We start from the raw sequence: 12,028 nt of genomic DNA on the forward strand, positions 1-12,028 counted from the left end.
CAGTTCAGTCCCCCAGTGTTCATTCGTACTCCTCCCGGTAGCGCGCCGCAATTCGGTTGCTCAGCAGGTTCAACAGGAACGTAATGACGAACAGCGTCAGGCCGATAGCGAAGAGACTGGTAAAGCCCAGTTGACTGACGCTATCGGCGCTGTTGATCTGAACCATCGCCGCCGTCATCGGCTGGTACCCCTGGAAGAGGTTCGCGAGCGGGTCAGAGAGGTTCAGCATCCGTGGCCGACTGCCGGCCGCGACGACGACAATCATCGTCTCGCCGATAGCCCGCGACAGGGCGAGAATGAACGAGGAGAAGATGCCTGAGGCCGCTGCGGGGACGACGACGCCGGTAGTCACCTCGAACTTCGTCGCACCCATCCCGTAGCCGGCCTGTCGTAGCGAGTCCGGGACGGAGCTCATTGCGTCCTCGCTCAGACTGGAAACCATCGGGATAATCATGATACCGACCATGATGGAAGCGCTGAGGATGTTGAACGTGTTGACCGGGAGCCCGATGGTCTGGAGGAACGGTGTCACATACACGAGCGCAAAGATACCGTAGACGACTGTCGGGATACCGGCCAGAATTTCCAGACCCGGTTTCAGAACTGAGCGCATCTGGTCGCTAGCGTACTCGCTGAGATAGACCGCGGCCGCGACACCTGTTGGGAGTGCGATGACGGCAGAGATTACCGTCACCAACAGCGTGCCGCTCAACAACGGGAGCAACCCGTAGACGTTCCGACTGATGAGGAACTCTGTTCCGGTGAAGAAGTCGACCGGGTTCACCAGCGTAAAGAACGTAATCGCGTCGCGTGCGAGCAACACGACGATGCTGACGGTGACAAGAATTGACGCGGCAGCACACATGAGCAGGACATATCGATACATCCGCTCGCGTGCTGCACGTCCTCTCGGTCTGGACGTAATATCCGGCCCGGGCGTCTCGGTGCTCATTGTGTTGTCTCCAATAATGTATCCATGTGAGTAAGCCGACTCTGTACTGTGTTAGCCAGCGACCTCGTCCAGCTTTTCGAGGTTCTCGTCGCGCTGCTCGGCGCTCGAAGGCACGTACCCGATATCCTGGACGATATCGGTTTCGGCCTGCTCGAGGTAGAACCGAATGAACTCGTAGACCGCCTCGTTTTGAAGGGATGACTCGGACGCATAGATGAACAGCGGCCGGGCCAGCGGGTACGAGCCGTCCTTGGCGTTTGCCAGGCTCGGGGCGGTACATTCGCCGTCTTCCTCGGCCTTGACTTCGACGGCCTTCACCGCCTCAGAGTTTGAGTTGTAGTAGGCGAACCCGAAGTACCCGATGCCGCCCTCGTTGTCACGAATTCCCTGGACAATGGTCTCGTCCTCCTCGGTTGGCTGGTACTCGGTCGTGTGTTCGGTGTCCTCACCGACGACGTTCTCGTTGAAGTAGTCAAAAGTTCCGGAGGTCGACGCCGGGCCGTAGCGTTCGATCTCCATGTCAGGCCACTCGTCGCGCACGTCCGACCAGTTCGTGACTCCCGCTTCGTCGCTCCAGATCTGGCGCAGCTCGTCGAAGGTTATGCAGTCGACCCAGTCGGCGTCGTTGTTGACCGCGACGGTCAGGGCATCGCCCGCGACCTGGAACTCGACAGGCTCGACGTCGTTTCCCGAACACTGCTCAATCTCGGCGTCGCTGATGGGGCGGGAAGCCCCGTTGATATCGGAGTCGCCGGGACAGAACCAGTTCTCGAAGCCTCCACCGCTCCCCGTGGAGTCGACAGTAACGTTGACGTTTCCGTGTTCCTCCATGAACTCCTCGGCCATCGCGTCGGAGATGGGAAACACCGTACTGCTGCCCTTGATAATGACCTGCCCCGAAAGCCCGTCGGAGCTACCGTCAGACCCACTGCCATCGGAGCCACTCCCGTCGCCACGGCTCGTATTCTGGACACAACCAGCCAGCGCCAGTGTCCCGATTGCACCAGAACTTGTTAAAAAACGACGGCGAGAGAGACCACCGCTCGGTGAATCTGTCATCACCTGATGGAAGTTACAGAGCGGATAAGTACCCTACTATTAGCCCTATATCCAGATATAAACGCTATATATTTCTATATATTGTTATGTGGGGCGACCACGCTACACGTCAAAACCGGTGTAACAGGTGTCTAAAGCTGATTGCGCCCCGATCAGGACAACAATTCAGTGGGTATAATGTTGCTAGCAGACCACTTGGCTGAGCGCCTCTATCATGTGCCATAATTCCATGACAGCGCAAGTCAGAGTTCCGACCGTTGATATATAGTCACAGTATATTTTATAAATCCGCAGCGCGTATTTAGAGTACTATGGAGACGCGCAAAGTACAGCTGACGGGCGGGTCCACCTATACCGTCTCATTACCGAAGGAATGGGCGACAGAGAACGGCGTCGAGAGCGGCAGTATTGTCGAGTTTTACGCTGAAGACGACCTGCTACTGGTCTCGCCACAGCACGGCGACGACCACGTCGAGGGAACACTCGACGTGACTGGCCTCGAAAACAGGCACGAACTCACGCGGGCGGTGATGACGATGTACGTCAGCGGCTTCGATATCATCCGACTGGAGGCCGCCCGTATAACGGCCGAACAGCGGCGTATCATCCGCGATGCAACACAAGGACTGGTCGGCCTAGAGATGATTGAAGAGACGGCCGACCGTGTCGTCCTGCAGGACCTGCTCGATTCGTCGGAACTGTCCGTGCTTAACGCTATTACACGTATGCGCTTGGTCTCGTTGACGATGCTCTCCGACGCTGTCGAGGCACTCATCGAGGATGACAACGACCTTGCGGCGGACGTGATGCAACGCGACGACGACGTGGACCGCCTCTGGTACATGGTTTCGCGCGTGTTCCGAACTGTCCTTCGCAATCCGACGGCGGCCAACGAGATCGGCTTCCCACGCGAGACGGTGTTCGATTACCAGTCCAGCGCCCGGCAACTCGAACGTATCGCCGACCACGCAACCAAAATCGCCAGCCTCTCACAGGAGATCGGTGAAATCACCGGTGAAACAGCCGACCTTCTCGATCAACTGGAGACTGAGGCCATTGCTGTCCCCGAAACTGCGATGGATGCGCTGTTAGCTGACGACAACGACGAGGCCGTGGAACTGGCAAACGAGGCTCGCTCTCGTATCCCCGAAGTCGACGAAACCGCCCGTGAGGTCGATGGAAAAGTCAGAGAGCTAGACCCACAGAGCGCACAGCTACTTGGCCGCGTGGTCGACTCGCTGTCCCGGACCGCCGACTACGGCGGCAATATCGCCGAAAGCGCCCTCCAGAAGGCTGCCCCACGGCCATAGCTGCGCTGTCGCTCCGAATTCGTGAACAGCTGAAAAAGCTGATTGCGTGCCGGATTACTCGACCAGCACAGCGTTGACCTGACCGTGCTGTCCGGGGCGGGAGGTCACGCGGGCCTGTCCCTCGGAGGTTTCGAGGATTGCGCCTTTCGTGATGATGTTTCGTCGGGCGTAGTTCGGGTTCGACGGGTTCTCCACGACGTTCTCGATGGTCGCCTCGATGGTCTCTGCACCGTCGGCGATGCTTGCAACGTTGGTCTTGACCGCACGGACCTTCTGCGTGTTGCCGCGGGAGTCGACGGTCTTCAGTCGCTGTTCGCCGACCTGCGTCTCGACGGTGTCCTTCCCGAGCTCGTGTTTCTTCTTCTTGTGGTTCGGTCGTCGTCGGCCACCTGTCCGCTTGCGAGGGGAGCGTCCCTGGTCTTTCATACGGGAAGGAAGACCCAGCGGCTACTTGAACCGTTCGATGCCAACTCGCCATCGTAATCGTTACCCCCGCGCCGACCGGTTGCTCTGACGATGAGTCTGAAGACGGCCGTCGCCGCACCGTTCCGCCAGCGTGGAACCGACCGGATGGCGGAAAGCGAGTTCGTTGTCGCACTCTCGCTAGACCGGAACTGGTTCTCACCTGACCAAGCCAAGACACTGGTCGACGTGGCCGTGAGCGAGGGCTTGGTCGAACGGGACGATGACGACCTCGTCGTCGCCTTTGACGCCACACACACCGATATCCCAGACGGGTTTACGCCGGGCGAGGAAATCCTGCAGTCGCGGTCGACGTTCGAACGGGTTCTCGACGCCGTTATCGAGGCTGGCATCGAGAAACAGACCGCCGTCGCCGGCATCAATGCGCTCCAGTCCGATATCGGCGTGACACTGGAGGCCGCGGCTGTGGTGTATGCGCGCAGTGAAGGCGTTGACGTCGAAGCAATCGCTGCGGACGTTCGGGAGGAACTCTAATGGTCAAAGACAGCATTTCTGACGGTCGACGGATCGGGCAGTTGCTCGCCTCGGAACTGACAGGCCTTCAGCGCGGGCCGCTCTCTACTGTTTCTGTCGTCGATGCTGACAGGGATGTGGAACCAACACCGAAAGGTGCCTTTGCCTACCGCGTGGCAGCCGACGGTACCGAGGTCGCGGTCGTCGAGGTGACGCCGGAGACGGCCCGGTTGGTCCTGGAGCAAGAGCCCGAAACCGTGCCGGAGCGTGATGATCTCACTGTCGATGGGGCAACCGTTGTTGTTCACAGCGGCGCAGCGGTGAAAGCCGCAGTCGACGCGCTGGAGCAGTCTCTCTCAGGGTAGCGCGGCTTTTTCGAGGTGAGAAAACGATTGGATTCCAGCTGAAATACCTGCGATCAGTGACGGCTCGGCTCAGCAATAGCCGCGGACGTCCACGCAACAAAACCGGTGAGGACGAGCACGGAACCGAGTATGGCCGTCGCGGCAGCGATAGCAAGCACCAGTGATGGGAAGCCAAGCGGCGTTCCAACGGTAATGACAATCGGCGTCACGGTGATACAGAGCGATCCAAGTGCGACAGCCCGGCGCTGTGTCGTCGTCAGTTCGATACCGAGGTGGAACAGCGACCCGGGCTCCGGGTCGGGAGCAGCGAGGCCGAGACACAGCAGCGGGACGCCGAGAAACACCAGCGTCGCGGCGACAGCATACGACCAGAATAGCCACTGCCCGGTCGCTGGGGCGAGCGACAAGAACGCGCCGACGGCCACGAGCATGACACCACCGACAAGTCCAAACTGTCGCAGCCGTGGGTCGTTCAGGGCTTCGCTCAGGTCTGGGAGGGTCTCGGCCACGTGGCCGACATCCATGAAGCAATCCATACGCGGGGTTTTGCCTACGGTGTGAAATAGACAGGGGGAGAAAATATCAAATCTGATTCCACCGAAGTGGGACACGATTCGAGAAGGAAACGCTTGTATCGCTGCCAGCCGCTGCGGTATCTATGCACTTCTTCGACCGTCTCGCGGACCGCATCGCGACCGCCGACAGCGTGGTGTCGGTCGGCCTTGACCCGGACCCTGCCCGCCTCCCCGACAGCGTGCTGGACGCCGACCTCCCGCGCTGGCAGTTCAATCGCCGTATCATCGACGCGACCCATGAACACGCCGCCTGCTACAAGCCCAACGCCGCCTTCTACGAGGACCCGGACGGCTGGCGCGCCCTCGAAGAAACAATCGCCTACGCACACGGGAAAGACGTGCCCGTCCTCCTGGACGCCAAACGGGGCGACATCGGCAACACCGCACGGCAGTACGCCCAGATTCTCGACGACGAGGAGGGACCCGCCGCCGACGCCATCACGGTCAACCCGTTCCTCGGCCGGGACTCGCTGGAGCCGTTCCTCCAGCGCGCGGACAAGGGCGTGTTCGTCCTCGGGCGCACGTCGAACCCCGGCGGCGAGGACCTTCAGGACCTCGAACTGGCCTCTGGCGAAAAACTGTACGAGCGCGTGGTCCACCTTGCAGACCTCTGGAACGGAAACGGGAACGTCGGCCTCGTCGTCGGCGCGACCAATCCCGACGAACTCGAAGAAATCCGCGAACTGGTCCCGGACATCCCGTTTCTCGTTCCTGGCGTCGGGGCGCAGGGCGGCGACGCCGAGGCTGCCGTCGAGCACGGCCTCGCTGACGGCGTCGGACTCGTCAACTCCTCGCGCGGTATCATCTTCGCCGGTGAGGACGCCGACACGCGGCGTGATGACTCCGGTGACGCGTTCTTCAAAGCCGCTGGCCAGTCCGCAAAACAACTCAAACAGCGACTGAACCAGTTCCGGTGACAGCCACCGTACCATAGACAGAGAGGGACCAGGCTCGAGGACGTTGCGGCTTTCCACACGTGTGGAACACCAGCTAAGTGTGGAGACGCCGAGCGTCACCGGATTCACTCGTTCTGTTCCCTGGAAATCGACACTGAGGGGAACGAAACTGTGAGGGCCCGGATACGCAATCGTTCGGATCAACCGAAGATATTTTACTCTCACTAACTGATGAACTAAATCTAAACTAAAACCTTCTACACCGTATCTATGGAAAACTGAGTATAATCAAGAATTTACATGACATATAATCGACGTAAGGCCTTGACGTTGATCGCTGGCGGTGTGGCTGGGAGCGCCGGCTGTTACGCTTCCTTCCAAGGCCGAAATCAAGGCGTTGAGGGCAACCGTGTGCCTGAGCCACGGCGGCTTCGGTGGCGATACCAGGCTGATGGTCGCGTCGGTACAGCTGTGCACAGTAGGCATGGCCACCTCTACGCCGGGAGTGCTGACAACCACCTCTATGCATTGGCGCCGGCTGATGGATCGCTTAACTGGAAGTTCGCAACCAATGGTGAAATCTGGTCGAGCCCAGAAGTAGCTACCAATACAATATATTTTGGCAGTCGAGATACCAACATTTACGCGGTCACACCAGACGGAACAGAGCGCTGGCACTTCGAGACAGACGACCAGATCACCAGTAATCCAACTGTTAAGAACGGTACACTGTATGTGGGCGGTCTCGATAGCCATGTCTACGCAATTGATCCCGACACCGGAGAGAAGCAGTGGTCGTACATGACTCAGAACAGTGTCGGGGCTGGGCCTGTTGTACATGACGGTACTGTCTACATAGGGAGTTCGGATGGCTCATTTTACGCGCTTGATGCCATAACTGGTGAACATCTGTGGGACTTCCCAACGGAGGATAAGATCTGGGCAGGCGCTCCTGTTGATGGAAAACGCGTCTTTGTCGGGTCAGGAGACGGTAGATTGTACGCACTGAACCGTCACAACGGTAGTCTGATCTGGTCACTGGAAACTGATCTTGATATTAATTCTACCCCAGTTGTCTGGAATGAGACAGTCTATTTCGGTAATGATCTGGGAGTCTTTTATGCTGTGAATACAGCCACGGGCGATGTCCGCTGGCAGACCGAGAAGACAGAAGGGCCACTCAACAGCCTTCCAAGAGTTGCCGATGGTGTAGTGTACGTCGGCGACCGTCACGGCTATATGCGGGCCTTTGACGCCAAATCAGGGGAGCAGCAGTGGGCAGTCAAAACCGGCAACGCTGTGTTCTCCAAACCATTCATCACCGACGACACCGTCTATTTCGGCAGCAACGACGGGTACATGTACGCCATCGAACGCTGACCTCGTTCCGTATCACTCGAACGGCGGGGCGCTGCACTCGGCCTAGTCACGCCTCACGTCGGTCCATCTGTGCCTGCAGTGGCTGACGAGGTTCTCCCTCCGAATCAAGATAGTTCAGAAGCGGTACGTATCCACGCCGTCGGGCATATCCTCCGGCGACTTCCGGTCGCTCGGTTGCCCGACCTCCGCACCGCACTCGACGCACATCCCGATGTCCGCGTCCCAGTGGCGGTCACAGACGAGTCGCCCGCACCTGTCGCAGGTGTGGTCCACGTCGGGGCGCTCACAGATTTCACACAGTCCGGCTACGCTCATGATATCAAGTAGCATACCTGACTGTTTGAATGTTTGGCGGCGTGAGCCGGGAGCGGTTCGGCAAGCCCACGCCGGAACAGTCTCTTCTCGCTGGCCACGAAGTATTTCCCCGTGGCCATTCCTCTCTATAATATGTTGCCACTCCTCCAGCTCGGATCGCTTCCATCACTGCCAGCGTTACTCGTCGGCTTGCTGGCTATCGCCGTTGTACTACTGGTCGGTCGGCTCGTGATGAAAGTGGCGTGGCGGCTCGTCATCATCGCTATCATCGCCGTCGCTGTCCTCTGGCTCCTCGGAATGCTGGGCTTCCAGGTGCTTTAGAGGTCGGTGAGGAAGTTCCGGATCACGTCGTGGCCAACCGCGGTCAGGACTGACTCGGGATGGAACTGTACGGCTTCGATGGGGTACTCGCGGTGGCGGACGCCCATCACAAGTTCCGTGCCGTCCTCGGTCTCCGTCGTCGCGCTGACGACGAACTCCTCGGGAACGTCCTCAGCGATGAGCGAGTGATAGCGCCCGCCCTGGAACCCCTGTTCCAGTCCCGCAAAAACACCCTGCTCGTCGTGGTCGATGGGAAACGCCTTGCCGTGAACCGGCTCCGGGGCACGACCGATGGTACCGCCGTAGGCGTACACCGCCGATTCGAGGCCGAGGCAGACGCCCAGCGTCGGCACATCGGGGCTGACCTCCCGGAGGACATCGAGCGTGACACCGACGTCCCGTTCGTTCTTCGGGTGGCCCGGACCCGGCGAAAGGATGATCGCGTCGGGGTCGAACGCCTCCACATCGTCGAGTGATGCTGTGTTCCGGACGACTTCGGTCTCGGCGTGCTCGGAGACGTATTCGACGAGATTGTACGTAAACGAGTCGAAGTTGTCGACGAACAGCACCCGGAGGTCGTCCCTGACGGCGTCCTCGCCGGCGGGCTGTGACGCGCTCATCGGGTCACCTCCTCGGGGCCGTCGGCTCCGGTCGCAGCCTCAGCGTCGTCAGCACTCCCAGCCGCGTCGACCGGTTCCCCTTCGATTTCTTCCAGCGCCGTCAACACGCCGTCCATTTTCTGCTCGGTCTCGACGTACTCGCTTTCGGGGTCGGAATCAGCAACGATGCCGGCCCCGGCCTGGACGGTAATGCGATCCCGGTCACCCTCGTCTTCGACCGTCGCCGAGCGGATGACGATAGCGAAGTCGGTGTCGCCGTCCCAGTCGAAGTAACCGACGCCGCCGCCGTAGGGACCACGCGGCGAGCGTTCGAGTTCGTCGATGATCTCCATGGCGCGGATCTTCGGCGCACCGGAGAGGGTCCCTGCCGGGAACGTCGCGCGGGCGGCGTCAAAGGCATCCTTGTCTTCGGCCAGCCGACCCGTCACGGTGGACTCAATGTGCTGGACGTGGCTGTACTTGAGAACGTTCATGAACTCCGGGACGCGGACGCTACCGGCCTCGGAAACCCGGCGCACATCGTTGCGCGCCAGATCGACCAGCATCGTGTGTTCGGCCCGCTCCTTCCCGTCGGCGAGCATCTCGCCGGCGAGGCGGCGGTCCTCGACGGGTGAGTTCCCGCGCGGACACGTCCCCGCGATGGGGTTCGAGACGACGTGGTCGCCGGCGACGGAGACGAGTGTCTCCGGGCTCGCGCCGACGATGGTCAGGTCATCGTAGCCCAGCAGGTACATGTACGGCGATGGGTTCACAGCCCGGAGCGCCTCGTAGAAGCCCAGCGGGTCGACCTCACCATGCAATTCCCGCGTTCGGGAAATGACACCTTGATAGATGTCACCCGAGAGGACGTACTCCTTTGCGCGTTCGACAGCGTCCTCGTACTCGTCTCTTGGGCCAGCAACTTCGTCTTCGCGGCGGAAGCCGCCGGTCGAAAGCGGTGACAGATCCGTAAGAACGGCCTCGACCCGCTCGGCTTCGGCGGCCAGTTCGTCGTAGCGCTCGCCAGCGTCCTCGCCTTGCCTGACAACAGGCGTGAACACGAGCGAGACAGTGTCCTCGACGTGGTCGAACCGGACCGTCGACGTGGTGAGAACGAACTGCGCGTCCGGGAACCGCGAGTCGGGGCGATCCAGACCGACCTCATCGAGCCAGAGGTCGTAGACGGCGTCGTACGAGAGGAAGCCCACGAGGCCGCCTTCGAGGTGCTGGCGGTCCATCGCCGGGAAGTTCCGCAGCGCCACGTCGGGCATCGCCGCCCGAAGGTCATCAACCACGTCGCCGCCGTCGGTCGTCACGAGGTCGGCGTAGCGGTCATCGAATGCCTCGACCTCGCTCTCATCGCCGGTCACAGTAACGACGGCGCGCGGGTCGTAGCCGACAAAGGAGAAGCGGGCGTGTCGGTCGTCCGTCTCCGGCGCGAACGCGCCGTCGGGATCGCTGGAGGCGACCTTCTCGGCGCTTTCCAGCAGGAACGTGTAGTCGTTTGCGGCCACGTCGCTCGTGCGACCGGTCAGCGCTGCGTATGCGGTCAACGGCTCCACGTCGACATCGAGTTCCGCGGCGGTGCGGACGACGACCGGGCGGTCCGCCTTCGCGTGTTCGACGAACTCCTCGCGAGAGATATCGAGGGTCATACCGTGCCCTCCGACGCTCGCTTGGCGTTCCGAACGAACCGCCCGACTGCGTCGTGGTCTTTCGTGCCGCCAGCGGACTCCACGCCGCTCGCCACGTCGACGGCGAACGGTGCGACCGTCTCGACGGCCTCGGCCACGTTCTCGGGAGTTAGTCCACCGGCCAGCACGACGGGAACGTCAAGCGAGTCAACGAGGTCACGCGTGCGCTCCCAGTCGTGTGTCTCGCCCGTGCCGCCGCCGCCGTCGGCGTCGACCGAATCGACGAGCAGGGCGTCGGCATGGGCGGCGTAGTCTGCAATAGTCGGTGCGTCCGTCCCAACCACAGCGATGATGTCCTGTGTGACTCGGCTGTTGAGGGCCCCAAGTTCCGCCGGCGAGAGGCTGTCATGGACCTGCACCGCATCGGGTTCGACCCTGTCGATGCGCCTGACGGCCTCCTGAACCGTCGTCGGCATCGTCACCAGCACGCTCGTCACGAAGGGTGGGACGCCCTCGACGAGCGTCTCGGCTGTTTCCTCATTGACTTCCCGCGGTGTGTCGACCGGGACGCCGTGGATGACGCCGACCGCGTCAGTGCCGGCCCTAACGACAGCGTCGCGGTCCACGCTGTCCGTCACGCCACAGATCTTCACGCGCGTCATGCACCGATCAGGTCGTCGAGTTTGTCGGCCGCCGCGCCCGACTCGATGGCCTGTCGGGCCTGTTCGACTCCCGCTTCGTGCGTGTCGGCGACGTCAGCGACGTAGATGGCCGCGCCGGCGTTGGCGAGAATGATGTCCCGCTTCGCGCCGGTGACTTCGCCCGTGACGATGCCGCGAAGGTCGGCGGCGTTCTCTTCCGGCGATCCCCCGGAAATAGCCTCGATGTCACGTGTCTCAAGCCCCATGTCTTCCGGAGTGATGGTGTACTCCGCGATCCGGTCGCCGGTGACCTCTGCGACGACCGTCTCGCCGTGGATAGCGATCTCGTCAAGGCCGTCGCCGTGGACGACCAGCGCCCGCTCGACATCCAGTCGGGCCAGCGCCTCTGCCATCACGGGCACGAGGTCCGGGTCGTAAACGCCCAGCACCTGTGCGTCCGCGTCGGCAGGGTTCGTCAGTGGGCCGAGAATATTGAACACAGTCCGCATCCCGAGTTCCTTTCGCGGGCCGATGACGGCCTTCATCGCCGGGTGAAACACCGGCGCGAGCATGAAGCCGATGCCGTCTCGTTCGATCGTCTCCTCGACGTCCGGCGGTTCGGCCTCGATATCGACGCCGACCTCTTCGAGCACGTCGGCGCTCCCCGAAGATGAAGAGACAGAGTAGTTGCCGTGTTTGGCGATGGGGACGCCAGCCCCAGCAGCGACGATGGCACTCGTCGTCGAGACGTTGATCGTGTTGTAGTCGTCCCCGCCGGTCCCACAGGTGTCGACAAGCCCCTCGCGGTCGGGCCGGATAGTCCGGGCGGCGTCGCGCATCCCCTCAGCAAAGCCGGCTATCTCAGCCTCCGTCTCCCCTTTCGCCCGCAGTGCCGTCAGGAGCGAACCGATCTGTGCCTCGGTTGCATCCTCGAAAACAGTCGTCGAAACGGCCCGAGCCTCGTCCTGTGTCAGGTCATCACCGTCAGTGACGCGTTCAATATACTCTTGCATTGTATTCACCAATGAACTCTTTCGTGTTGTGA

Annotated in this window: 15 protein-coding genes; 6 read left to right on the plus strand and 9 right to left on the minus strand. The window is 61.2% G+C overall.

What is annotated here, in order from left to right; genetic code table 11:
* Positions 1–19: 19 nt before the first annotated feature.
* Together pstC and ACODNH_RS04790 are read right to left on the minus strand one after the other, a co-directional pair.
* Entirely contained in the window at positions 20–952 is a 933-nt protein-coding gene (gene pstC / locus ACODNH_RS04785) for a phosphate ABC transporter permease subunit PstC (protein ID WP_306708008.1), read from the minus strand.
* A gap of 51 nt (positions 953–1,003) precedes the next feature.
* The gene (locus ACODNH_RS04790; protein WP_434530992.1) at positions 1,004–2,011 is read right to left on the minus strand and encodes a PstS family phosphate ABC transporter substrate-binding protein; all 1,008 of its coding nucleotides are present in this window, start codon (positions 2,009–2,011) and stop codon (positions 1,004–1,006) included.
* 311 nt (positions 2,012–2,322) lie between these two features.
* On the opposite strand from ACODNH_RS04790, the gene ACODNH_RS04795 reads away from it, so the two are divergent.
* On the plus strand, positions 2,323–3,321 hold the full coding sequence (locus ACODNH_RS04795) for a phosphate uptake regulator PhoU (protein WP_306708013.1): 999 nt from the start codon (positions 2,323–2,325) through the stop codon (positions 3,319–3,321).
* Between the two features lie 54 nt (positions 3,322–3,375).
* On the opposite strand, the gene ACODNH_RS04800 is transcribed toward ACODNH_RS04795, so the two are convergent.
* Positions 3,376–3,747 carry a 30S ribosomal protein S8e gene (locus ACODNH_RS04800; RefSeq protein ID WP_004518146.1) on the minus strand — a complete coding sequence of 124 codons (372 nt, stop codon included), beginning with the start codon at positions 3,745–3,747 and terminating at the stop codon, positions 3,376–3,378.
* A 90-nt stretch (positions 3,748–3,837) separates the two neighbouring features.
* On the opposite strand from ACODNH_RS04800, the gene ACODNH_RS04805 reads away from it, so the two are divergent.
* Together ACODNH_RS04805 and ACODNH_RS04810 are read left to right on the plus strand one after the other, a co-directional pair.
* Complete coding sequence (locus ACODNH_RS04805; RefSeq protein ID WP_434530993.1) at positions 3,838–4,278, plus strand: DUF2240 family protein; 441 nt, start codon at positions 3,838–3,840, stop codon at positions 4,276–4,278.
* The gene (locus ACODNH_RS04810) at positions 4,278–4,622 is read left to right on the plus strand and encodes a hypothetical protein (RefSeq protein ID WP_434530994.1); all 345 of its coding nucleotides are present in this window, start codon (positions 4,278–4,280) and stop codon (positions 4,620–4,622) included. Before ACODNH_RS04805 ends, ACODNH_RS04810 begins: the two co-directional genes overlap by 1 nt.
* 53 nt (positions 4,623–4,675) lie before the next feature.
* Here ACODNH_RS04810 and ACODNH_RS04815 read toward each other — a convergent pair whose 3' ends face one another.
* The gene (locus ACODNH_RS04815) at positions 4,676–5,158 is read right to left on the minus strand and encodes a hypothetical protein (protein WP_434530995.1); all 483 of its coding nucleotides are present in this window, start codon (positions 5,156–5,158) and stop codon (positions 4,676–4,678) included.
* Between the two features lie 122 nt (positions 5,159–5,280).
* Here ACODNH_RS04815 and pyrF point away from each other — a divergent pair, with 122 nt between their 5' ends.
* Together pyrF and ACODNH_RS04825 are read left to right on the plus strand one after the other, a co-directional pair.
* Positions 5,281–6,114: an orotidine-5'-phosphate decarboxylase gene (gene pyrF / locus ACODNH_RS04820; RefSeq protein WP_434530996.1), complete on the plus strand. Its 834-nt coding sequence runs from the start codon at positions 5,281–5,283 to the stop codon at positions 6,112–6,114.
* A gap of 390 nt (positions 6,115–6,504) precedes the next feature.
* Positions 6,505–7,473 carry a PQQ-binding-like beta-propeller repeat protein gene (locus ACODNH_RS04825; RefSeq protein ID WP_434530997.1) on the plus strand — a complete coding sequence of 323 codons (969 nt, stop codon included), beginning with the start codon at positions 6,505–6,507 and terminating at the stop codon, positions 7,471–7,473.
* 114 nt (positions 7,474–7,587) lie between these two features.
* Here the strand turns inward: ACODNH_RS04825 and ACODNH_RS04830 are convergent, their stop codons facing one another.
* The gene (locus tag ACODNH_RS04830; protein ID WP_434530998.1) at positions 7,588–7,788 is read right to left on the minus strand and encodes a hypothetical protein; all 201 of its coding nucleotides are present in this window, start codon (positions 7,786–7,788) and stop codon (positions 7,588–7,590) included.
* Positions 7,789–7,920: 132 nt separating this feature from the next.
* Here ACODNH_RS04830 and ACODNH_RS04835 point away from each other — a divergent pair, with 132 nt between their 5' ends.
* Positions 7,921–8,109 carry a hypothetical protein gene (locus ACODNH_RS04835; protein ID WP_170095686.1) on the plus strand — a complete coding sequence of 63 codons (189 nt, stop codon included), beginning with the start codon at positions 7,921–7,923 and terminating at the stop codon, positions 8,107–8,109.
* Here the strand turns inward: ACODNH_RS04835 and trpG are convergent.
* From trpG to trpD, 4 genes are read right to left on the minus strand one after another with little or no spacing between them, the layout of a single operon-like run.
* Positions 8,106–8,729 (minus strand): anthranilate synthase component II, encoded by a 624-nt coding sequence (gene trpG, locus ACODNH_RS04840; protein WP_434530999.1) that lies wholly within the window; start codon positions 8,727–8,729, stop codon positions 8,106–8,108. The genes ACODNH_RS04835 and trpG overlap by 4 nt on opposite strands.
* Positions 8,726–10,363 (minus strand): anthranilate synthase component I, encoded by a 1,638-nt coding sequence (gene trpE, locus ACODNH_RS04845; protein ID WP_434531000.1) that lies wholly within the window; start codon positions 10,361–10,363, stop codon positions 8,726–8,728. The genes trpG and trpE overlap by 4 nt, the downstream gene beginning before the upstream one ends.
* Positions 10,360–11,004, minus strand: a complete 645-nt coding sequence (locus ACODNH_RS04850; RefSeq protein ID WP_434531001.1) for a phosphoribosylanthranilate isomerase — start codon at positions 11,002–11,004, stop codon at positions 10,360–10,362. Before ACODNH_RS04850 ends, trpE begins: the two co-directional genes overlap by 4 nt.
* Positions 11,001–11,996, minus strand: a complete 996-nt coding sequence (trpD, locus tag ACODNH_RS04855; RefSeq protein ID WP_434531002.1) for an anthranilate phosphoribosyltransferase — start codon at positions 11,994–11,996, stop codon at positions 11,001–11,003. The genes ACODNH_RS04850 and trpD overlap by 4 nt, the downstream gene beginning before the upstream one ends.
* Positions 11,997–12,028 lie beyond the last annotated feature (32 nt).

This window comes from Haloarcula sp. NS06 (assembly GCF_051122755.1).
GTDB lineage: Archaea > Halobacteriota > Halobacteria > Halobacteriales > Haloarculaceae > Haloarcula.